The organism is Grimontia sp. NTOU-MAR1 (assembly GCF_035758505.1).
Classification (GTDB): Bacteria; Pseudomonadota; Gammaproteobacteria; order Enterobacterales; family Vibrionaceae; genus Enterovibrio; species Enterovibrio marinus.
In genome coordinates this window covers 743,967-765,557 of record NZ_CP142108.1, presented here as the reverse complement: position 1 = coordinate 765,557, position 21,591 = coordinate 743,967, and the positions used below count along the sequence as shown (strand labels likewise).

16 protein-coding genes are annotated in these 21,591 nt (G+C 48.6%); 12 read left to right on the top strand and 4 right to left on the bottom strand.

Annotation, left to right across the window (positions count from 1 at the left end; all coding sequences use genetic code 11):
• Nucleotides 1–10: 10 nt before the first annotated feature.
• Nucleotides 11–577 (bottom strand): PilZ domain-containing protein, encoded by a 567-nt coding sequence (locus tag VP504_RS03410; protein ID WP_325892953.1) that lies wholly within the window; start codon nucleotides 575–577, stop codon nucleotides 11–13.
• Nucleotides 578–852: 275 nt separating this feature from the next.
• Here VP504_RS03410 and lolC point away from each other — a divergent pair, with 275 nt between their 5' ends.
• Genes lolC through lolE form a run of 3 tightly spaced genes read left to right on the top strand, consistent with a single transcriptional unit; the run spans nucleotide 853 to nucleotide 3,984 of the window.
• On the top strand, nucleotides 853–2,049 hold the full coding sequence (gene lolC / locus VP504_RS03405; protein ID WP_325892952.1) for a lipoprotein-releasing ABC transporter permease subunit LolC: 1,197 nt from the start codon (nucleotides 853–855) through the stop codon (nucleotides 2,047–2,049).
• A complete protein-coding gene (lolD, locus tag VP504_RS03400; protein ID WP_325892951.1) occupies nucleotides 2,042–2,743 on the top strand; it encodes a lipoprotein-releasing ABC transporter ATP-binding protein LolD in 702 nt (233 codons plus the stop codon). Before lolC ends, lolD begins: the two co-directional genes overlap by 8 nt.
• Nucleotides 2,740–3,984 (top strand): lipoprotein-releasing ABC transporter permease subunit LolE, encoded by a 1,245-nt coding sequence (gene lolE / locus VP504_RS03395; RefSeq protein ID WP_325892950.1) that lies wholly within the window; start codon nucleotides 2,740–2,742, stop codon nucleotides 3,982–3,984. Before lolD ends, lolE begins: the two co-directional genes overlap by 4 nt.
• A 108-nt stretch (nucleotides 3,985–4,092) precedes the next feature.
• Here lolE and VP504_RS03390 read toward each other — a convergent pair whose 3' ends face one another.
• The gene (locus VP504_RS03390) at nucleotides 4,093–4,659 is read right to left on the bottom strand and encodes a DUF2062 domain-containing protein (RefSeq protein ID WP_325892948.1); all 567 of its coding nucleotides are present in this window, start codon (nucleotides 4,657–4,659) and stop codon (nucleotides 4,093–4,095) included.
• Between the two features lie 32 nt (nucleotides 4,660–4,691).
• Here VP504_RS03390 and VP504_RS03385 point away from each other — a divergent pair, with 32 nt between their 5' ends.
• From VP504_RS03385 to kdsB, 5 genes are read left to right on the top strand one after another with little or no spacing between them, the layout of a single operon-like run.
• Nucleotides 4,692–6,941, top strand: coding sequence for a DNA internalization-related competence protein ComEC/Rec2 (locus VP504_RS03385; protein WP_325892947.1), 2,250 nt, complete (start codon nucleotides 4,692–4,694; stop codon nucleotides 6,939–6,941).
• Nucleotides 6,942–6,976: 35 nt separating this feature from the next.
• Nucleotides 6,977–8,734: a lipid A ABC transporter ATP-binding protein/permease MsbA gene (msbA, locus tag VP504_RS03380; protein ID WP_325892946.1), complete on the top strand. Its 1,758-nt coding sequence runs from the start codon at nucleotides 6,977–6,979 to the stop codon at nucleotides 8,732–8,734.
• A gap of 3 nt (nucleotides 8,735–8,737) precedes the next feature.
• Nucleotides 8,738–9,769, top strand: coding sequence for a tetraacyldisaccharide 4'-kinase (gene lpxK, locus VP504_RS03375; RefSeq protein ID WP_325892945.1), 1,032 nt, complete (start codon nucleotides 8,738–8,740; stop codon nucleotides 9,767–9,769).
• Nucleotides 9,750–9,932 (top strand): Trm112 family protein, encoded by a 183-nt coding sequence (locus tag VP504_RS03370; protein ID WP_005505130.1) that lies wholly within the window; start codon nucleotides 9,750–9,752, stop codon nucleotides 9,930–9,932. Before lpxK ends, VP504_RS03370 begins: the two co-directional genes overlap by 20 nt.
• Nucleotides 9,929–10,681, top strand: a complete 753-nt coding sequence (gene kdsB, locus VP504_RS03365; RefSeq protein WP_325892944.1) for a 3-deoxy-manno-octulosonate cytidylyltransferase — start codon at nucleotides 9,929–9,931, stop codon at nucleotides 10,679–10,681. The genes VP504_RS03370 and kdsB overlap by 4 nt, the downstream gene beginning before the upstream one ends.
• A gap of 73 nt (nucleotides 10,682–10,754) precedes the next feature.
• Here kdsB and elyC read toward each other — a convergent pair whose 3' ends face one another.
• Entirely contained in the window at nucleotides 10,755–11,645 is an 891-nt protein-coding gene (gene elyC / locus VP504_RS03360; protein ID WP_325892943.1) for an envelope biogenesis factor ElyC, read from the bottom strand.
• A 113-nt stretch (nucleotides 11,646–11,758) separates the two neighbouring features.
• Between elyC and cmoM the strand changes: the two genes are divergently transcribed.
• Genes cmoM through mukB form a run of 4 tightly spaced genes read left to right on the top strand, consistent with a single transcriptional unit; the run spans nucleotide 11,759 to nucleotide 19,050 of the window.
• On the top strand, nucleotides 11,759–12,541 hold the full coding sequence (gene cmoM, locus VP504_RS03355; RefSeq protein ID WP_325892942.1) for a tRNA uridine 5-oxyacetic acid(34) methyltransferase CmoM: 783 nt from the start codon (nucleotides 11,759–11,761) through the stop codon (nucleotides 12,539–12,541).
• Between the two features lie 26 nt (nucleotides 12,542–12,567).
• Entirely contained in the window at nucleotides 12,568–13,890 is a 1,323-nt protein-coding gene (gene mukF / locus VP504_RS03350; RefSeq protein WP_325892941.1) for a chromosome partition protein MukF, read from the top strand.
• Entirely contained in the window at nucleotides 13,871–14,593 is a 723-nt protein-coding gene (gene mukE / locus VP504_RS03345) for a chromosome partition protein MukE (protein WP_325892940.1), read from the top strand. The genes mukF and mukE overlap by 20 nt, the downstream gene beginning before the upstream one ends.
• Nucleotides 14,590–19,050 carry a chromosome partition protein MukB gene (gene mukB, locus VP504_RS03340; protein ID WP_325892939.1) on the top strand — a complete coding sequence of 1,487 codons (4,461 nt, stop codon included), beginning with the start codon at nucleotides 14,590–14,592 and terminating at the stop codon, nucleotides 19,048–19,050. The genes mukE and mukB overlap by 4 nt, the downstream gene beginning before the upstream one ends.
• A gap of 59 nt (nucleotides 19,051–19,109) precedes the next feature.
• On the opposite strand, the gene VP504_RS03335 is transcribed toward mukB, so the two are convergent.
• Nucleotides 19,110–21,425, bottom strand: a complete 2,316-nt coding sequence (locus VP504_RS03335) for a methyl-accepting chemotaxis protein (RefSeq protein WP_325892938.1) — start codon at nucleotides 21,423–21,425, stop codon at nucleotides 19,110–19,112.
• Between the last annotated feature and the right edge of the window lie 166 nt (nucleotides 21,426–21,591).

Sequence of the window (21,591 nt, the reverse complement as noted above, 5' to 3'; positions counted from 1 at the left end):
ATTCTGGGGCTTAACTTTTTCTTTCCAATGCGCGTTGACGGAGCAGTTTTTGCTGTTGATGAAGTGCAGCACGGATTAACACGTCTCTGTCTTCTTCCTGAAGGCGGATGTATTTCACGCCGACAGCAAACTTACCGTTCTTTTCTTTGCAGCCGTAGACGCTACCATAGCAGTAAATAGCAGAAGGTGGGTTCTCAAGAAAGAGCTTCAATCGCACATGCTGACCTTTCTCGAAAGCTTTTCGTGCAATAAAGGTAAGACCGCTTGCACCGAAGGTTTCAGTTTGATGGCGGATTTTAGGGTCATCTTGTTGCGACAGCATGAAGCCCAGCAGCAAGTTAATCTTTTGATTTTGTGCCTGTAGGAATTTAGTCAGCGCTTGGCTGTCGTCCTGATGAAGAGCCTGAATATCTTTCTCAACTCCGTTGTCGAGGTCTCCACATTCGCCGGCAATGCGGAAAGCGACAGGAATTTCACGGCCAAACTCTGCTTCAGAAGGTACATGCTCGTCGTCTCCAAGTACATCTACATTAATCTTGAGGTGTGCATGTACGGAAAAGTATTCGTCCTGGCTCATCTGTATTCCTAAAACCCTGTAGTGCTATTGATTATACCCGCAGTGGCACGATTTACCCAACCGCGCTTGTTCAAGAAATGTTTGGTTTCACAGCACTTAGACAAGACTGAAACGTTAGGTCGTTTAAATTACGGAACGTTTAGCTTGAAAAAGCATCTGATTACCGTGTTCTACACGTGGTTTCGTGGCAATTCGCTGACCTTAAAGGTATTCTTCTTGCCAAAGATTGCTATGTGTTTGGTATACCACTAAACAACGATTTGAGATCCCATTTTATGTTTCACCCTTTACCGGTGTTTATAGGGCTACGTTATCTGAGAGGGCGATCCGGCGATAAATTCGGCCGTTTCGTCTCTTATATGTCGACTGCGGGTATCACCATTGGTGTGATGGCGCTGGTAACAGTGCTTTCTGTGATGAACGGCTTTGAAGGCCAATTAAAGCACCGCATTCTTGGTGTGATTCCACAAGCCATTGTGGCGGGCGATGCCCAACATACGCCGGATGTGAATACGCTGGCAAAGCTTGATGGTGTGACAGGAACCGCTCCTATCGTAAGCACAGATTCCGTGGTGCAGAGTCCGAAGTCTATTTCTGCCGGTAAATTGCTGGGTGCGGATGTTGGCGCACGTGAGCCTATCCGTGAATTCATGGTACGCGGTGATTTCGATTCACTGACACCAGGTAGTTACAATTTGGTATTAGGGCGTAAAACTGCCCGAGACCTTGATGTTTCTGTGGGTGATAAAGTCCGAGTGATGATCACCAGCGCCAGCCAGTTTACCCCTGTAGGGCGTATTCCTTCCCAGCGTAATTTTACAGTGACAGGTATCTACGACACGGCGACAGATGTCGATAACCAACTGATGTTCGGCAACCTCAATGATGTTGCCCGTCTGATGCGTCTCCCCCGATCTCAGCCAGCCGATCTTAGGCTTTTCGTTAAAGAACCTTTTAATGTGCCTACACTGGAAAAAGTCGCAGAGAGTATGGGCTATGAATGGTCAGATTGGCGCGCGCTGCGTGGCGAGCTTTTTCAGGCGGTGAAAATGGAAAAGAACATGATGGGATTGATGCTAAGTCTGATCATTCTTGTCGCAGCGTTTAACATCATTTCCGCACTCATCATGGTGGTGATGGAGAAGCAATCTGAAGTCGCTATTCTCAAAACTCAAGGTATGAACCACAACGGCATCGTAGCGTTGTTCGTTGTCCAAGGTGCTAGCAGCGGTGTGATTGGTGCGCTCTTGGGGGGTATTGTAGGATCTATATTAGCTTTAAATATCAATGAGGTGATGGCGATACTCAACGTTAGCTTGCTGGGGGGGGGATTGTCGCTACCAGTCGTTCTGAAACCTCAGCAAGTGCTTTCTGTTGTGATTGGTGCCATCGCATTGAGTCTTCTTGCAACCCTGTTCCCGTCTTTAAAGGCGGCTTCTGTTCGTCCAGCCGAGGCGCTTCGTTATGAGTAATGCATTATTAACCTGTTCCAACGTCACCAAAACCTATCAGGAAGGAGAGTTGGCGACACACGTATTGAAAGGCGTGTCGTTCTCAATTGAAGAAGGTGAACTGGTAGCGATTGTTGGTGCGTCGGGGTCGGGTAAAAGTACGTTACTTCATATTCTCGGTGCGCTGGATACGCTGACCGAAGGTGATGTGTTTTTTGAAGACAAAGACCTGATGAAAATGCGAGCCTCTGAACAGGCGACGCTGCGAAATCAAAGCATTGGTTTTATTTATCAGTTCCACCACCTTCTCGCTGATTTTACTGCCGTAGAAAACGTGGCCATGCCGCTGATGATAGGTGGTGAGAAACCCGCTGAAGCCAAGCGCCGGGCGATGGAGATGTTAAAAGCGGTAGGTATGGAACATCGTGGAGAACACCGTCCTTCAGAGCTATCTGGCGGTGAGCGTCAGCGTGTCGCGATTGCCCGTGCCGTGGTAAATCGTCCTGCGCTGGTATTGGCTGACGAGCCAACTGGCAACCTCGACCATAAAACTGCGCTGGATATTTATGATCTCATGCGTCAACTGAACAGGGAGTTCAACACTGCGTTTTTAGTCGTCACCCATGACCGCGAACTGGCGCAGAAACTGGATCGCCAGCTTTCTATGCTGGATGGTCAGTTTGTAGAGTCGAACGCAGAGGCGGTTGCGTCATGATGGATTCTCTAGCGCTGTTTATCGGGCGCAGATTCAGTAAAGCCAAACGACGCAACAAGCTGGTGTCGTTTATTTCTGTTTCTTCCATGATTGGTATTTCCGTTGGTGTGATGGTCATCATTGTCGGTCTTTCGGCAATGAATGGGTTTGAGCGTGAACTCAATAATCGCGTGCTGGCGGTGATCCCCCATGCGCAACTCGAAGGTGTGGAAGCGCCCGTGAAAGAATGGCAGGAGATGAAAGAAACTGCAGAGGCCAACGCTATGGTTTCCGCCGCTGCACCATATGTTGTCTTTACTGCATTACTTGAAAAAGGCGCCAACCTAAAACCCGTACAAATTCGAGGTATCGACCCTGAACAGGAAGTGCGAGTCAGCAATATCGGTGATTACGTGCTTGATAATGCCTGGTCGACGCTCTCTCCTGGGAATCATGCAGTGGTGTTAGGTAAAGGCATTGCAGACGGGCTGAATGTAAAAGTCGGAGATTGGGTAACGGCGCTGGTGCCTTCTCCCGACCCAGAATTGAAGTTGCGTGCGCCACAACGTATTCGTTTGCAGGTATCTGGAGTGCTTAGCTTAGGTGGGCAGGTTGATCATGGTTTGGCGTTGGTACCCATTAAGGATGCGAAACAATATCTTAAAATGGGGGAGGCAGTTTCCGGCGTTGCGCTGAGAGTCAAAGAGCCACTCGATGCACGCAAGATAGTTCGTGAAGTGGGGTACACGCTTAAAGAATATGTGTACCTCAAAAACTGGACGCAAGAATATGGATTTCTTTATCGTGATATCCAGATGGTGCGTGCGATTATGTATCTGGTGATGGTATTGGTCATCGGTGTTGCATGCTTCAATATCGTATCTACCTTGATGATGGCAGTGAAAGACCGCGCGGCAGATGTTGCCGTACTTCGTACTATGGGTGCGAAAGATGGCTTGATACGCTCTATTTTCATCTGGCACGGTTTTCTTTCCGGTTTGTTTGGTAGCCTGATGGGTTCAATGGCAGGTTGTTTGATTGCGTTAAATCTGACGACGATTGTTGGCTGGATTGAAACAATGACAGGTCAGGACTTCCTCTCTGGGGATATCTACTTTGTTGACTTCCTGCCAACCCAACTCCAGTTTGGGGATGTGTTGTTAGTTTCCGTGACAGCGATCGTGTTGAGTCTGTTGGCAACATGGTATCCCGCGCAGCGAGCCTGCAAGTTGCAACCAGCGGCGGTATTGAGCGCGAGATAACGGTGATAAGGTGCGCGATTACATCTTCAGGTAATAAGCACGCATATCGGCTCGCAGCCTGAATCAGAAATAAAAAATACCCCGCGTTTGCGGGGTATTTTTTATCCATCAGTCTTTTAGCGATTCGGTCTTGGGTTTGTTCTTTTTCAGTGCTTTGATTTTTGGCAGACGTAAACGGCGTTTTTGCCAACTTCTGACCACTGAATAACGCCAAATGCCCCTCACGCCAAAATAGCCAATGAGTCCAAATACCGCGCCACACACCAAGCAGCCCAATAGGAAAGGAGGTCCAATCTGGCTCATTTGATTGAACAGGAAGTCCCAGGTCAGTTCAAAATGGAAATGGTAGTCGGGAGAGCCCATCAACCAAGTTCCTACTTTATATGCGCCCCAGAAAATCAACGGCATGGTAATAGGATTGGTTATCCAAACCAGTGCAACAGAAAGGGGCAGATTGACGCCAAACATAATGGCAAGACCGGCTGCCATGATCATCTGGCTCGGAAGCGGTACGAATGCCATAAACAGGCCAACAGCGAATGCGCCAGACGCAGAGCGACGGTTCAAGCACCAAAGGTTGGGGTCATAGAGCAGGTTGCCAAAGACCGCCAGCGCTTTTTGCTTGCGAATTACATCATGTCTGGGGAGAAATTTTTTAATTATTTTTCTTGGCATAGATCTTCATTTCACACGGAACGGCTACCAGCATGAAGGTCATGCTCGGTATCGTAGTGGCTATAGTCTCGCTTAGATGGTGGCCAGCGCTCCCGGAGCCCATGTTGTTGCTTGGGCTTCTCGCTGTCATCCTTGTCCAATGCAAACGCATTCCCCTGTTTGTAATTGGTCTCACCATTGGTTGTCTGGTGGCGTCCAGTGCAGCGACACTGCATTTGTTTAAAACCAGTACCGCTTTGACAGTGCTTCAGAATACTACCATAGCGGGCAAAGTTGGCAGTCTTTTTACAGGGGAAAATCAGCAAACAAGTGTAATCTTTGATGTCGACACAGTGAATGGACGTAAATTGAGCGCCTTTGAGAAATTCCGTGCCCGTTTTTATTGGCGTAGTGAATTTCCCGTCAAACAAGGGCAACAATGGGAACTCACTGTTCGACTCCGCGAGCCCTATGGAAGAGTCAATGAAGCTGGGTTTGATGCTGAAACCTATTTTCTTTCAAAACATATTCACGCCAAAGGCAGCGTACTTTCTGCAAAGCTTGTCGATGAAGGGATATCGGCAAGGCAGTGGCTTTTTGACCGGAATCTTCCGCAAATTCTCCCATTTGAAAACAGCGCTTTCCTGGTGGCGCTCGCATTTGGGGAAAGGGCGTTTTTAGACAGTCAGAATTGGATTGCTCTCAGGAATACGGGGTTGGCACACCTTCTTGCTATCTCAGGGCTTCATATCGGTTTGGCTTTCTTTTTTGGTTACAGAGTAACTAAAGGTCTATTGCCCATGCTAACTCCGTCAGACCGATACCTTTGGATCTCAGTATTGGTAGGTTTGGTTTTTGCTGTCTCATATGCCTGGTTAGCTGGGTTTTCTCTGACGGCTCAACGCGCAGTCATTGCATTGATTGTTTTCATGTGCATCAGGTTGTCGGGCTTCGGCGTCAGTCCTTTCAATACCCTTTTGTTAGTATTAGGTATCGTACTTCTCACCGATCCATTATCTGTGTTCTCTGTAAGCTTTTGGCTCTCCTTTGGTGCAGTGATGGTGCTTTGCGTAATGACACTGACAACCAGAGGAGGAGATTCGAAAGGAGCGGTTAACTACCTATTCCAATTATTCAGGATGCAGTGTTATCTCTTGGTTGGTATGTTGCCACTCATGTGGGCATGGTTTGGTGGCGTCAGCTTCCTTTCCCTAGTTTGCAACCTGCTTGCAGTACCAATCGTCAGTCTGGTGACTGTTCCTATGATATTACTGTCGCTTCTCTCAAGTCTATTGTTCAGTAATGCTTGGCTTTGGCGCCTTGCAGATTATTCGCTTTGGCCTGTTCGCCAGATGTTAAACCATGCGGATATCGGGTGGCTGGATGTCCATGGTGTATCCATTTTATTTGTGTTTGTTTTGGTGTTGACCTTTTATCTAATGACTAGGTTGAAGTTTGCCAGAATCAGAGTGCTTTCCATTGTGCTGGTACTTACGTTGTTGGGGTGGCGAGGCCCTATGCAAAGAGAAGACGGTTGGCAGGTTGATGTTCTAGATGTGGGGCATGGACTGGCAGTGTTGGTCGAAAAGAATGGAGAGGCCATCCTCTATGACACAGGCGCTGCTTGGTCATCAGGAAGTATTGCGCAATCTGTGATTGAGCCAATCTTGTCAGCAAGAAACAGCAAATTAGCAGGGTTGATTATAAGCCATGGAGACAATGATCATTCCGGAGGAAAAGATTGGGTCATTGAAAATCTTTCTCCAGACTGGGTGAGAACACCTGAAACTGGCAGTGGCTATATTCCATGTATCCAAGGTGCAAACTGGCAATGGCAATCACTGACCTTTGAGGTGTTGTATCCTATTGTATTGATTAACGATGCTGAAAACGAAGACTCTTGCGTCGTGCGTATTTCAGATGGACGCTACTCGGTTTTGCTAACGGGAGACTTACCCAAAGAGCAGGAAAATGAGCTGATAGAACAGGGGCTCGGTATCGGTGCAGATGTGCTACTGGTTCCTCATCATGGTAGCAAAACATCCTCTTCGCCGGAGTTTATCGATGCAGTTAATCCCAGTGCGGCGATAGCATCGACAGGTCGGTATACCCCCTGGAGCTTGCCTAACCCAGACGTTGTCGATAGATACCGCGAGCGCGACATTTCCTGGTATGAAACCGGACAACATGGGCAAGTGGGTGTACATTTCTCAGACAAGGGTTGGCGGGTTAGTAGCCAACGCCTAGATATCGACCCTTTTTGGTTCAGGAAGATGTTTGGACCACCCCCAATAAAAGAGTAGAATGCCCGCTACTTGCAAGAAGATAAGCAAATAACATGTCATCAAACTACCAAGATAAAACGACCTGGGAAACCTTTAAACAGCTCTGGCCATACATCGCTAACTATAAAATAGGCCTGGTGGTTGCCGTTATCGCGCTGATTGTGAATGCTGCGAGTGATACCCTGATGGTTTCTATGCTTAAGCCACTTCTTGACGAAGGGTTTACTTATGACGTTGTAGACAGTGATTTCCTTAGATGGATGCCGGTGTATCTCGTTGGTTTGATGCTTGTGCGCGGATTGTCGAGCTTCGTTTCTGCGTACGGCCTTTCCTGGGTGTCTGGTAAAGTTGTTATGACCATGCGCCGCCGCATGTTTAACCATTTCATGAAAATGCCGGTCAGTTTCTTTGACAAAGAGTCTTCTGGCGCGCTTTTATCCCGTATTACTTACGATTCAGAGCAGGTTGCCAACGCCACCAGTGGTGCTTTGGTGAGCTTGGTACGTGAAGGTGCATCAATCATTGGCCTAATGATCCTGATGTTCTACAACAGTTGGCAACTGTCAGCGATCCTTTTGGTCATCGCGCCAGTTGTTGCGTTAGCCATCCGCGTTGTATCAAAGCGCTTCCGTAAAATCTCTTCTAACATGCAGGAAGCGATGGGGTCAGTAACTTCATCGGCAGAGCAAATGCTGAAAGGCCATAAAGTGGTACTGAGCTTTGGTGGTCAGGAAGTCGAAAAAGCGCGTTTTGAAGATGTTTCAAACCGAATGCGTCAGCAAACGATGAAGTTGGTATCTGCTCAGGCGATTGCCAACCCAGTGATCCAACTGATTGCGTCTTTCGCACTTGTGGCGGTGTTGGTTCTGGCAAATACGGATGCTATTCGTAGCGAGCTAAGTGCGGGTACCTTCGCCGTTGTATTCGCAGCTATGTTTGGTTTGATGCGTCCGCTTAAAGCATTAACCAACGTGACTTCCCAGTTCCAACGCGGTATGGCGGCGTGCAATAGCCTGTTCGAGCTAATGGAAATGGAAACAGAGAAAGACAATGGCCAACATGTTACTGAGCGCGTGGGAGGCGATATCAAGGTCAACGACGTTGTCTTCACTTACCCAACCAAAGATGCGCCAGCGCTTAACCATGTTACCTTCGATTTGCCTGCAGGGCAGACGTTGGCGCTGGTGGGCCGCTCTGGTTCCGGTAAGAGTACCATTGCTAACCTGCTAACCCGTTTCTATGACATCGACAGCGGTGATATCACCATTGATGGTGTAAAAATCGAAGATTACACCCTAAGTAACCTGCGTGATCACGTTGCCATCGTTTCCCAGAATGTTCACCTGTTTAACGATACCATCGCCAACAACATTGCTTACGCGGCTGAGAACGAATACACCCGCGAAGAGATTGAGCGAGCAGCAGACTTGGCTTATGCGTCAGACTTTATCCGTAATATGGACAATGGTTTTGACACAATCATCGGTGAGAACGGTGTGAGCCTCTCTGGTGGTCAGCGTCAACGTATCGCTATTGCCCGCGCTTTGCTGCGTAATGCGCCAGTGCTGATTCTCGATGAGGCAACTTCTGCGTTGGATACCGAGTCAGAGCGTGCTATCCAGGCAGCGTTGGATGAGCTTCAAAAAGATCGAACCGTACTGGTGATTGCGCACCGACTGTCGACCATTGAAAACGCTGATCAAATTCTGGTTGTCGATGAAGGTGAGATTGTTGAGCGTGGCACTCACGCCAACTTGCTCGCCAAAGATGGTGCATACGCACAGCTTCATCGTATCCAGTTTGGAGAATAACGCTTGGCGGGTTTGGTCGAAAAAATCTGGTTTGAAAACCACCCGCTAGGTTGGATTGGCGCGCCACTTTTGTGGCCGCTGAGCAAGTTGTTTGGCGCGATTGCGAAAAGGCGTCGCGCTGAATTTTTAGCTGGCACCAATGATGCCTATCGAGCGCCAGTACCTGTCATTGTGGTTGGCAACATCACCGTGGGTGGCAATGGCAAAACTCCCGTGGTGATTTGGCTGGTGGAGCAATTGAAAGCCAAAGGCTTTAATCCTGGTGTGGTTTCGCGAGGTTATGGCGGTAAAGCGGAAAGCTATCCGTTTGTCGTTGATGAAAACACTGGTACCGACAACGCAGGTGATGAGCCAGTTTTGATTTACCAACGCACCAAAGCGCCAGTCGCTATTTCACCGGTTCGCAGTGATGCAGTTAAAGCCTTGTTGCCGTTAGGTGTGGATATTGTCATCACTGATGATGGCCTTCAACATTACAAACTGGCGCGAGATATTGAATTCGTTATCGTTGATGGTGAACGTCGTTTCGGGAATCAACATTACATGCCGTTTGGTCCGCTGCGCGAGCAGATTGATCGCTTGGGTAGTGTCGATTTCGTTGTCTGCAACGGCGGTGAAGCAGAAGCGGATGAAATCGCGATGTCGCTGAAACCGGCTGAGTTCATCAACCTGAAAACAGGCGAACGTGCTGCTGCTGATTCACTCGACGCCTCTGTTGCCTTGGCAGGAATCGGGAACCCACAGCGCTTTTTTAACACTTTGGCGTCACTTGGTGTTAAGCCAGTGCACTGCGAGCCTTTTGCTGATCATAAAGCGTTTGAATATACCCAATTGGACGCATTGGCGAAGAAAGGCCAGAATTTGCTGATGACAGAAAAAGACGCAGTGAAATGCCGCGCCTTTATCAACCAGTACCTAGACATTGAAAATTGGTGGTATCTGCCTGTTGACGCTGCATTCAGCGACACAGATACAGCCAACATTTTGAACAAAATCATGAAAGTGAAGGATGGATATGGATCACCGACTGCTTGAAATCGTTGCTTGCCCTGCGTGCAAGGGAAAGCTCAACTACAACAAAGAAAAGAACGAGTTGGTTTGTAAGTTTGACCGTTTGGCTTATCCAATCCGTGAAGGCATTCCTGTTATGCTGACGACAGAAGCACGTGAAATGTCTTCTGACGAGGTTAAACAATGAAATTCACCGTGGTGATCCCGGCGCGCTATGCGTCGAGCCGCCTACCTGCTAAGCCATTGGTTGATATCGGTGGCAAGCCAATGATCCAATGGGTTTATGAGCAGGCGATGAAATCAGGTGCGGACAAAGTTATTATCGCTACCGACGACCAACGTATCGTCGATGCGGCAGATGCCTTTGGTGGTGAAGTGTGCATGACACGAGAAGATCACCAATCAGGCACCGAACGGCTGGCTGAAGTGGTTGAGAAATATAGCCTTGCTGCTGACGAAATCATCGTGAATGTTCAAGGTGATGAACCACTGATTCCACCTAGCGTGATTCGTCAGGTAGCAGAGAATCTAGCACGTAGCGAAGCGCCAATGTCGACACTGGCAGTGAATATCGACCATGCGGATGAAGTGTTCAATCCAAATGCGGTAAAAGTCATCACTGATAAAGACGGTTACGCGTTGTATTTCAGCCGTGCAACGATCCCATGGGATCGCGATAATTTTGCCAAAGCTCCGGCGGAAATTCACCACAACCTTAAACGCCATATTGGTATTTATGGTTACCGCGCAGGCTTCATCAATACCTACATTAACTGGGTACCAAGCCCGATTGAGCATATTGAATGTCTGGAGCAGCTTCGTGTGCTTTGGTATGGCGAGAAAATCCATGTGGATGTTGCGATTGAAGCGCCGCCCGCGGGTGTTGATACCCCAGAAGATCTGGAAGTGGTGCGTAAACTGATTGCATCACAGTAAGCCGAAAATCAAGCACAATTGAAAACGCCCTGACTGAAATCAGGGCGTTTTTGTTTCGAAAGAGAAATGTAGTTTAGTCAGCGGGGGCAACATTGCCAGCGTCTGGATTCATTGCTTGGTCCAGCTCTTCAAGCTCTTCCATTACAGCTTCTCCATTTTGTTCTGGAGAGGTAACGGGGTCACCGTCAAGCATCGCTTCCTGTTGGGCGACTTTGTCGCGCAGACGCTGCCAGATTTGTCCAAGGTTTTCGTGCCAATAACGCTCAAACTGCTCAAGGTACTGCGCGCGAGGCCCATATTTTATCCATGGCTGGTGAATCTCTTTTTGTGCCATAAAGTTGGTTGGAGCAGGAATTGGATTCAAACCCGCGTTTTTGAACTCATACACGGCGCGAGGCATATGGTTGGCGGACGTCACCAGAACCAGATTGCTGTTACCAACGACCGAGGCAGCTTGAAAGGCTTCCTCCCAAGTGTCTTTGGCAGTCTCAAGCAGAAGGATATTGTTCTTGTTGACGCCAAGAGCCATCGCAACCCGCGCCAGCATACGCGCATGACTGACTTCATAGCCGCCATCATAGCCTGAAAGTATCAATTTTGATGTTGGGTACATAAAGTGAATGCGAACACCTTCAGCAAGACGCATGAGCGCCACACGTGACAATTCTGAGGTTGGCGGAATCTCATCATCAACGACATGTCCGTGACCTAACACCATCACGTACTCGACGGGATCCTCCGGTGGAAGGAATGGCTCATATTGCCTTTCCAGCTTGATAAGCAGTGAAGAGGTGAAAGGCTGAAAAGATGCCAAGAAGATTAACAGCAGCGAAACAAAAACGAGGAACGAACCGAAGCCTTTGCGCTGGGTAAACCAGATCAAAAAGAGACCGAAGAATCCAAGAAGCAGTAGCGCAGGCAAGGGCATCAGTAAAGTTGATATAAGTTTTTTTAGTTCAAACATGAAATGTCGCCCGAAATATAGTCAAACAGGGGCCAGAAAGTGCATCAGACCTTTATTAACGGCAGGCTTATGCGAAAATAAACCCCTTAGCAGACAATGATAACGAAGGCACTGTGACAGAGGATAGAAATTTCGACGACATTGCCCACAAATTTGTTAAAAATATTTACGGTTCTGGCAAAGGAGAAATCCGCCAAGCCGTTGTTTGGCAAGATCTCGAATCAATACTTAACCACTTGGGTGAATCCGGTCCATTAGATGTTTTGGACGCTGGAGGCGGTTTAGGGCAGATATCACAACAAATTGCACATCGTGGTCATAATGTGACCTTGTGTGATCTTTCTTCACAGATGCTGGTTTTGGCGGAAAAAGATATCGAAGAAGCTGGCCTTCTGCCGCAATATCGGTTCATTCACGCACCTGCGCAGGAAATCGCACAACATGTTGATAAATCTTTCGATTTGATGCTTTTTCATGCAGTGATGGAATGGCTTGCAGATCCGCGTGAAGCATTGAATGTCGTACTGTCACAAGTTAAGCCGGGTGGTGTTGCGTCGGTCATGTTCTACAACCAAAATGGACTGTTGTTTAAGAATTTAATTTGCGGAAATTTGACTCACGTAGAGGAAGGAATGCCGCACAGAAAACGTTTCAAACTCCAGCCTCAAAAAGGTCTTCAACCGGAAGATGTTTACACATGGATTGAAGAGGCTGGTTTTACTATTTTGGGGAAAAGTGGTGTCCGCACGTTCCATGACTATATGAAAGACACGAGAACGGGCGAGTTCACCTTTGAACAGGTGGTGGCGATGGAGCAAAAACTCTGCCGTCAGGAACCTTTTATCTCGTTAGGTCGCTACATTCATGTATACGCGCAAAAGCCTTTCGAAGAATAATTACAAGTAAACAACAAGGAAAACGGATGAGCGAATTCTCTCAGACTGTTCCTGAGTTGGTTGATTGGGTGAAGACGAATGACTTCTCCCTCAATCTGCCGCCGGAACGGCTGGCATTTCTCCTTGCCGTTGCCGTACTCAGCAGCGAGCGTTACGAGGAGGAGCTAGGGGAAGGGGAATTGATTGATGCATTCCGTATCGTCAGTGACCAATTCGATCAAGCTAACGAAACTATCGCGTTTCGTGCAAACAATGCCATCAACGACTTGGTACGCAGCCGCCTGCTAAGCCGTTTCACCAGTGAAATGACAGACGGTGCGAGTATTTACCGGCTCACACCGCTGGCACTGGGTATCAGCGATTACTATGCGCGTCACCGCGAATACAGCTCTCTCAAGCTTTCTATCCAACTGTCCATGGTGGCAGACGAGATTGATAAAGCCCTGACCGCTGCCGCAGAAGATGGTGATGCAGATTTCTGGCGTAAGAATGTTTATGGCGTACTGAAGTATTCAGTGGCCGAAATTTTCGATCGTATCGATCTGAACCAGCGCACCATGGATGAACAGCAGCAGAAAGTGAAAGAAGACATTGCTGCGCTGTTGAACCAAGACTGGCAGGCTGCGATTGCCAACTGTGAGCAACTGCTGAACGAAACCTCCAGCACACTCCGCGAACTTCAGGACACCCTGCAATCTGCCGGGGATCAGCTACAAACCCAGCTTTTGAATATTCAGGAGCAGGTACAAGGCCGTGACGATTTAGATTTCGTTGATGCCATGATCTACAACCTGCAAATGAAGCTCGATCGCATTGTGAACTGGGGCCAGCAGGCGATTGATCTGTGGATCGGTTACGACCGCCACGTTCACAAGTTTATTCGTAATGCCATCGATATGGACAAGAACCGCGCGTTCAGCCAGCGTCTTCGCCAGTCGGTGACAGAATACTTCGATAACCCATGGTTCCTGACCTTTGCCGATGCAGAGCGTCTACGCGATATGCGTGACGAAGCACTGGTACTTCGTGATGACGAAGTGACAGGCGAAATGCCGGCAGAAGTCGAGTTTGAGGAACTGACACTGGTTAACGACCAATTGAGCGACCAAATCTCTGACATGCTGTCTCGTCACCGTACGACGGGCGAGGGCATAGATTTGAGCGTGGTACTGAAAAACTATCTGGCTCAACACCCACAAGCACGCCACTTCGACTTAGCACGCATTGTGATCAACCAAGCGGTTCGCCTTGGTTACTCGCAATCTGACTTGAGTGCGATTCAGCCGGACTGGCAGGCAATTAACGATTATGGAGCCAAGGTACAAGCGAATGTCATCGATAAATATTGAAGAATTTATGCCGGAAGAATTGGCCAAAGCGATTGCCAATCCTTTATTCCCGGCTTTGGATAGTGCGCTGCGTGCTGGCCGTCATATTGCCAGCGAAGATCTGGACAATCATGCATACCTGATTGAATTCGAAAACCCGTTGCAGCGTTTCTACCAGCGTTATAACGCTGAGTTGGTGCGAGCGCCGGAAGGCTTCTTTTACCTGCGCCCTCGTTCAACCTCGCTGATCGGACGCGCAGTGCTGTCCGAACTCGACATGCTGGTGGGTAAGGTGCTGTGTTTCCTTTATCTGAGCCCAGAGCGTTTGGCACAGGAAGGTATTTTCACCACTCAAGAACTGTTCGATGAGCTACTGACACTGGCAGATGAGAAAAAACTGATGAAGCTGGTGACACTGCGTGCATCTGGCTCTGACTTGGACCGTGAAAAACTGTTCGACAAAGTGAAGACCTCACTGCGTCGTCTTCGCCGCTTGGGCATGATTGTGCCAATCGGTGAGAACGGGAAATTCTGCGTGAGCGAAGCGACATTCCGCTTCGGTGCCGATGTGTGCGCGGGAGACGATATCCGCGAAGCACAACTGCGTCTGATCCGTGATGGCGAAGCTGTCATCCACACCCAAGAGCACGCTCAATCAAGCCTGCTGAAAGATGAAGAACACGACGAAGAGCGTGAAGATGATGATCAGGAGGTTCAGGCATGACCCAACGCGGTAAATTCCAATCGCTGACTATGGTCAACTGGAACGGTTTCTTTGCCCGTACCTTTGACATCGACAATCTGGTCACGACGCTTTCTGGCGGTAACGGTGCGGGTAAATCCACCACTATGGCAGCGTTCATCACCGCGATGATCCCTGACCAAAGCCTGCTGCACTTCCGTAACACTACAGAAGCGGGCAGCTCTAATGCGTCACGCGATAAAGGCCTGCACGGTAAATTGAAGCCGGGCGCCTGTTATGCCGCGCTGGATGTGGTGAACTCGCGTAACCAACGTATTCTGTTCGGTGTTCGCCTGCAGCAAGTGGCGGGTCGCGATAAGAAAGTTGATATAAAGCCTTTCATCGTTCAGGGATTGCCATCTGGTGTGAAGCCAACTGACATCCTGATCGAAAACGTGTCTGCAAATCAGGTTCGCGTTCGTCAATTGAACGAGGTGAAAGACGCGCTGGCAGACTACGATACGGCGCATTACAAAGCGTTCAACTCCGTGACTGACTATCACGCACAGATGTTCGAATTCGGTGCTTTGCCGAAGAAGTTGCGTAACAGCAGTGACCGTTCTAAGTTCTACCGCCTGATTGAAGCATCCCTTTACGGCGGTATTTCGAGCGCGATTACCAAATCCCTCCGTGATTACCTGTTGCCACAAAACGGCGGCGTGAAGAAAGCTTTCCAGGACATGGAAGTAGCACTTCGCGAAAACCGTATGACGCTAGAAGCCATCAAGCTGACCCAGCGTGACCGTGACCTGTTCAAGCACCTGATCACTGAATCGACCAACTATGTGGCGTCCGACTACATGCGCCATGCCAACGAGCGTCGTAAGAAGCTTGAGCTGGCACTGCAGCGCCGCGGCGAACTGTTGGGCTCTCGCCGCCAGTTGGACGATTTCCAATCCACATTTGGCCGTATGACGGACGAACTGGATGCACTGACTGATAGCCAGACTCATCTAGAGCAAGACTATCAAGCCGCGTCTGACCATCTGCAATTGGTTCAGACCGCCGTGCGTCAGCAAGAGAAAGTTGAGCGCTACCAGGAAGATCTGGAAGAGCTGGCAATCCGCCTCGAAGAGCAGATGATGGTGGTCGAAGAAGCCACTGAACAGCTCGCCATGGCGGAAGAACAGGCGCACCTTTCTGAAGAAGAAGTGGATAGCCTGAAAACCCAGCTTGCGGACTACCAACAAGCGCTGGATATGCAGCAAACCCGCGCGCTGCAATATCAGCAAGCGGTGAAAGCGCTGGAAAAAGCCCGTGAACTAACCGGTAATAACGAGCTTTCACAAGAAAACGCAACCGAATATTTGGGTTCACTGAAAGCGCAGGAAGAGGCACAAACCTCTGAGCTTTTAAGCCTGAAACACAAGCTGGATCTGTCTTCTGCCGCAGCTAAACAGTTCGAGCGTGGCCTCGAATTAGTGTGCAGCATCGCTGGCGAAGTCGAACGTTCTGATGCAGGCGCGAAAGCCCGCGAAGTGATCGTAAAAGGCCGAGAATTCGCGAACCTTGCGGCAAACGCAGAACAGCTGACTTCACAGCATCGCGACCTTGAGCGTCAGATGCGCAATTTCCAGCAGGCGAAAACTCTGTCTGAGCAGTATCAACGTCAGTTCAACGAAACCGTGGCTTCGGAAGAAGCGGTTGAGTTGGAAATGGCTCGTCAACAAGAACGTCTGGAAACCGCAGAAGAAGCGGTTGGCGAACAAGCGGAGAAAGTCCGTGAACTGAAGCGCAGCGAAAACGAAATCAATACTAAAGCGGTTGAGTTCGAAAAAGTCGCGCCAGCCTGGATTGCCGCACAAGAAGCGCTGGAGAAATTAGCAGAGCAGACTGACGCCGAACTATATGACAATCAGGCGGTGTTGGATACCATGCAGCGCGTGATGGCGGATGAGCGCGAAACCATCTCGACCCGCGATAAGCTGCAAGCTGAGAAACAAGCGCTGGAAGCAGAAATCGAACGTCTGGCGCAACCGGGCGGCAGCGATGATGCGCGTCTGCAATCTCTGGCTGACACACTGGGCGGCACGCTGCTTTCTGAAATCTACGATGACATCACCATTGACGATGCGCCGTATTTCTCGGCGCTCTATGGCCCAGCACGTCACGCGATTGTGGTGCCTGATCTGAAAGGCATTAAAGAGAAGCTTCTGGATCTGGATGATTGTCCGGAAGACCTCTATATCATCGAAGGTGATGCAGACGGTTTTGACGACAGTGTATTCGATGTTGAAGAGTTGGAAGATGCAGTTTGTGTTCACCTGAACGACCGTCAGCTCCGTTACTCTCGCTTCCCTAAAATTCCGTTATTTGGCCGTGCGGCGCGTGAGCACCGTTTAGAAATCTTACGTGAAAAGCGTGAAGAATTAGTCGAAAACTACGCCAAAGCCTCATTTGATGCGCAGAAGCTTCAACGTCTGACCCAGAGTTTCAACCAGTTCGTGTCGAACCACATGAACGTGGCGTTTAATGAAGATCCAGAAGCGGCACTGAAAGACCTGCGTGAAAAACGTGGCAGTGTTCAGCGTCAACTGGTTCAGCTTCGCGAGAGCGAGCAGCAGGTGCGTAGCCAACTGACCGGCTCGAAAGAAGCGATTGCACTTCTGAACAAACTTCAGCATGTCGTTAACGCGTTGGAAGATGAAACACTGGAAGCGCGTCTGGAAGAAGTGGAAAGCCGTCTGTCACAAGCAGATGAAGCTCGTCACTTTACCCGCGAACACGGCAAAGCGCTGGCTGAGCTGGAGAATCTGGTTTCAACGCTGGATGCCGACCCAGAACAGTTTGATGCATTGAACGCTGGTTATCTGCAAGCGGACGAAGCGCTGCAATCGCTGAAGAAAACACTGTTCGCGTTGTCTGATTTGGTAGAGCGTCGTCACCACTTTGGTTATGCCGACGCGGTTGAGCTTCTTGATAAGAGCAGCGAGCTCAATGAACAGCTAAAAGCTAAGCTGGTGGATGCAGATCGCGCCCGTGCCCGCTCACGTGAACATGTTAAGCAGGTTCGCGATCAGGTGAATCAATACAACCAGCTTCTGGCGTCTCTGAAGAGTTCACACCAAGCGAAACAAGAAACGGTGACTGAGTTCAAACGTGAATTGGTGGAGCTAGGTGTTCGCGCCGATGTGGAAGCAGAAGAGCGCGCACGTATTCGTCGTGACGAGCTAAATGCGCAGCTTTCACAATCACGCAGCCGTAAGAGTGAGCTGGAAAAAGGCCTGACGTCGATTGAGCTGGAGATGAAGTCTCTGGTGAAAACATTGAAGAAAGCAGGCAAAGAATACACTGAACTGCGCACTTTCGTCGTGAATGCGAAAGCAGGCTGGATGGATGTACTTAAAATTGCTCGCAGCAGTAACGTAGAGAAACAACTTAACCGTCGTGAAATGGCGTACATGTCTGCTGACGAACTGCGTTCATTGTCGGATAAATCCTTGGGTGCGTTGCGTCTGGCTGTCGCTGATAACGAAACGCTTCGCGATGCACTGCGAGCGTCGGAAGACATGGCGCGTCCTGAGCGTAAGGTTCTGTTCTATGTGGCGGTTTATCAACACCTACGCGAGCGTATTCGCCACGACATCATTCGAACCGATGATCCGGTCGAAGCGATTGAAGAAATGGAAGTGGAACTGGCACGTTTGACGGAAGAACTGACTCAGCGTGAGAAGCGTCTGGCTATCAGCTCAGAGTCCGTGGCGAACATTATCCGCAAAACCATTCAGCGCGAACAAAACCGTATTCGCCTGTTGAACCAAGGCTTGTCTAACATCGCCTTTGGTCAGGTGAAAGGTGTGCGCCTGAATGTGTCGATTCGTGACACCCACGCGCAACTGCTGGCTGGCCTAGCAGAAAACGCCGAGCAGCATCAGGACTTGTTTGGTAACAACCGTCTGACCTTCTCTGAAGCGATGGCAAAACTGTTCCAACGCTTGAACCCACATATCGACCTGGGTCAACGTTCTCCTCAGATTCTGGGCGAAGAACTGCTAGATTATCGTAACTATCTGGAATTGGGTATCGAAGTTAATCGTGGTACAGACGGTTGGCTGCAAGCGGAATCTGGTGCATTGTCGACGGGTGAAGCAATTGGTACCGGCCAAGCAATCCTGTTGATGGTGGTGCAGAGCTGGGAAGAAGAATCCCGCCGTCTGCGTGGTAAAGATGTGATTCCTTGTCGTCTGTTGTTTCTCGATGAGGCAGCACGTCTGGATGCGAAGTCAATCTCAACCCTGTTTGAGCTTTGTCACCGTCTGGATATGCAGCTTTTGATTGCAGCACCAGAAAACATCAGCCCAGAGCAGGGAACCACCTACAAACTGGTACGTAAGATATTTAATGATAAAGAACACGTACATGTGGTGGGCCTGCGCGGTTTCGGTGATGTGGCAAAAACCACTCACCCGATTCAGGAAGCGCTTGAAATTGCTGAGTAATTGGAAGATAAAAATAGGAAGGCCAGCAAATGCTGGCCTTTGATTGTATGACAGAGCTGTCAGGCTATTTTGAAAGTACCGATTTGTTGCGTTAGCTTTCTCGTTTGCTCATTGATGCTGACTGCCTTGCCGTCAGTGTTCACCGTCATCTCTGAAACGTGTTCAGATGAACTGGCAATGGCATTAACGTTCATGGAGATATTTTCAGTGACTGAAGATTGCTGTGTTGCAGCAGTGGCAATCTGGGTATTCATGTCATTGATGTCTACCATCATGCCTTCAATTTTTGCCAGCATTTCATTGTTTCGATTGCAGTTCTCTACACTGCTTGCCACAAACTGGTTAGCCCCTCTGATTCCATTGACCACTTTGTCTGTCTCTGCCTGAAGTGATTCCACCTTGGCGCGGATTTCTTCCGTAGAGGTTTGAGTTCGGATCGCCAAAGAACGCACTTCATCGGCAACAACCGCAAAGCCACGGCCTTGTTCACCTGCACGTGCTGCCTCAATGGCGGCATTTAGAGCGAGCAGATTGGTCTGTTCTGCGATTCCCTGAATTACGTCAAGCACAGAGCCAATGGAGTGACTTTCTGAGGAGAGTTGCTCCATTGATTGAGTCGCCTCATTCATTTTGTCAGAAAGAGAAGAGATTTCGTTAACCAGCTGCTTTCCGACATCGGCGCTTTGGCGCACTGATTTCACCACATTCTCTGAAGATTCAGAGGCCGTATGGGCAAAGTTTGCCACTTCGGAAATAGACGTATTCATTTCGGTCGCGGCAGTAGCCACTTGACCGGAATTGGTTGCCTGCTGGTCTACCTGTCCTCGCATTGAACTGATGTTTTTCTGGATCTCCGAAGATGTTTCTCCAAGGGCTCTAACGGTGGTATCAGCTCCTTTAATTAGATTCATGAAATCATCTAACATGACGTTCATGGAAGTTGAAAGTTGAGTGATTTCATCTTTGCCTTTCACTTCCAGACGTGAGGTCAAGTCATGATTTTGCGCGATACTAGTAATTATGCTAGTGAGATTAACGATGGGTTTACTGATGCTGGAAGCTATCAGCCAAGCTAGAAGAATCGCCACAACGACCACCACGGTACCTGTAATACCCGCGGTCTGATATAGTTCCGACTTGAGTGCCACTACCTTTGCCAGTGCTTCCAGTTTGTTTATTTCGGAAACCAAGGCCCATTGTGTGTCAAGAATATTGATAGGAGTGTATGCGGCAAAGACAGTATTGCCCATGTGATTATTGGTCGTAACAAATCCTTTTTCGCCGTTTAGTGCATTCTTGGTATGGCTTGAATTTATCGGTTGCTGGCCTGCAGAAGAATCTGTGATGGCAATACGATTAATGATCTCTGGTGCGACACTGCTCTCTGTGAGGAGTTTGAGGTACTCATCTTTGTTTTCAACCAACATTCTAGCTTGTGATCGCATGAGCCCATCAGTACCAACTAGAAATGTTTCGCCGGATTCGCCCAACCCATCTTCACGCCATTTCCCATGATAGGTCATTATCCCGTTAATGGTGTCAATCGGCATTTGAAAGATCAACACGCCGATGTTTTGGCCATCTTTCACCACAGGGGAGCCGATAAAGGAAGCCGGACTATCATAAGAGGGGTAATAAGGTGCAAAATCAATAAATGCAAAATCGCCATTGGCGAGGTCTTTGGCTCCAACGAAAGCTTCAGCAAGTCCACTGTCTCGGTAGGGGCCTGTGACTAGATTGGTACCGTAATCCAACTCCTTGAAAACCGAATACACAACGTTTCCTGCATTATCTACGAGAAAAATGTCGTAGTAACCAAATGACTCGAGGAAAGTACGGTAGTTATTGTGATAGACCTCGTGCACCTCGCTATAGATTGTGCCGTCATCAGCTTTGTCTAACAAATGCTTGTTACCCAGAGGGTTCTCGTTTAGGCCGATGTAAGCCTGTTGCAGCAGCAAACCATTTAAACCGATGCTATCGAGGTTGGTATCTGCGTTAGCGCTTTTATTGTTGGTTTCCTGATAAGTCGCACCGAACTCATTGATGTAGTAGCTTTTGAGAATGTCCGCCTGATTGGCTCTGGGAAAGGTTTCGGTCGATACGCTACTAAAACTATTCGAAAATTGTGCCATGGCATCTTCTGTCATGGTGGAGTTTGCAAGGTTTATTAATTGCTTGCGGATATTAATGAAGTAATCTTCGACTTCAGCTTTTTTAACTTCCCTCATTGAAAGTAGCTGGTTTTCAATCTGGTGCTCCAGAGCGAGCGTTGAAGTTGTTATTGCTGTTACGGTAAGTAAGCTGGCCGTTGCAATGACTGCTATGGCGCTGATTGCGACGAACGCCATTTTTATTTTTGTTGAAATCTTCATGCTTCCCGTGCTCCACAATAGAAACATATGTTGCAAATACAAATTATTAAAAGTGTAGAGAATCTTTTTCTTTAAATGGGGAATTTACACTTATTTCTTTTCTTATTGCTGCTAAGGTCATGAAATCTTGATAAATAAAATTTTATTCAATCAAGTCAGAGTGATA

Excerpts from the sequence above, each read along its gene's own strand:
- lolE (WP_325892950.1), top strand. The coding sequence starts at position 2,740 with ATGATGGATTCTCTAGCGCTGTTTATCGGGCGCAGATTCAGTAAAGCC.
- msbA (WP_325892946.1), top strand. The coding sequence starts at position 6,977 with ATGTCATCAAACTACCAAGATAAAACGACCTGGGAAACCTTTAAACAG.
- lolD (WP_325892951.1), top strand. The coding sequence starts at position 2,042 with ATGAGTAATGCATTATTAACCTGTTCCAACGTCACCAAAACCTATCAG.
- VP504_RS03370 (WP_005505130.1), top strand. The coding sequence starts at position 9,750 with ATGGATCACCGACTGCTTGAAATCGTTGCTTGCCCTGCGTGCAAGGGA.
- VP504_RS03335 (WP_325892938.1), bottom strand. The coding sequence starts at position 21,425 with ATGAAGATTTCAACAAAAATAAAAATGGCGTTCGTCGCAATCAGCGCC.
- mukB (WP_325892939.1), top strand. The coding sequence starts at position 14,590 with ATGACCCAACGCGGTAAATTCCAATCGCTGACTATGGTCAACTGGAAC.
- elyC (WP_325892943.1), bottom strand. The coding sequence starts at position 11,645 with ATGTTTGAACTAAAAAAACTTATATCAACTTTACTGATGCCCTTGCCT.
- VP504_RS03385 (WP_325892947.1), top strand. The coding sequence starts at position 4,692 with ATGAAGGTCATGCTCGGTATCGTAGTGGCTATAGTCTCGCTTAGATGG.
- VP504_RS03390 (WP_325892948.1), bottom strand. The coding sequence starts at position 4,659 with ATGCCAAGAAAAATAATTAAAAAATTTCTCCCCAGACATGATGTAATT.
- lolC (WP_325892952.1), top strand. The coding sequence starts at position 853 with ATGTTTCACCCTTTACCGGTGTTTATAGGGCTACGTTATCTGAGAGGG.
- kdsB (WP_325892944.1), top strand. The coding sequence starts at position 9,929 with ATGAAATTCACCGTGGTGATCCCGGCGCGCTATGCGTCGAGCCGCCTA.
- mukE (WP_325892940.1), top strand. The coding sequence starts at position 13,871 with ATGTCATCGATAAATATTGAAGAATTTATGCCGGAAGAATTGGCCAAA.
- mukF (WP_325892941.1), top strand. The coding sequence starts at position 12,568 with ATGAGCGAATTCTCTCAGACTGTTCCTGAGTTGGTTGATTGGGTGAAG.
- VP504_RS03410 (WP_325892953.1), bottom strand. The coding sequence starts at position 577 with ATGAGCCAGGACGAATACTTTTCCGTACATGCACACCTCAAGATTAAT.